This is a genomic window from Ruminococcus sp. AF17-22AC (assembly GCF_003460065.1).
GTDB lineage: Bacteria > Bacillota > Clostridia > Lachnospirales > Lachnospiraceae > Blautia_A.
Window position 1 is genome coordinate 304,701 of the sequence record NZ_QRXT01000004.1, and the last position, 276, is coordinate 304,976.

General features: G+C 40.2%; 1 rRNA gene (cut by a window edge). It reads left to right on the forward strand.

From position 1 onward, the window contains the following. Positions 1 to 142: 142 nt before the first annotated feature. Positions 143 to 276: ribosomal RNA gene (locus DWW86_RS08705) — 16S ribosomal RNA — on the forward strand (it continues 1,436 nt past the right edge of the window).

Here is a 276-nt window from a genome sequence, read left to right on the forward strand (position 1 = left end):
AGAACCTTGATAACTAAACAGTGAAACACATACGATTCTCGAAAATTCTTTAACGAATCATCATTCAACAGAATGAACTTTTAAAAACAGTAATGACGAGAGATAACTAAGCTAGTTGGTTGTCTTGAGTACATCAAACACTTTATCAGAGAGTTTGATCCTGGCTCAGGATGAACGCTGGCGGCGTGCTTAACACATGCAAGTCGAACGGGAAACCTTTTATTGAAGCTTCGGCAGATTTAAATTGTTTCTAGTGGCGGACGGGTGAGTAACGCG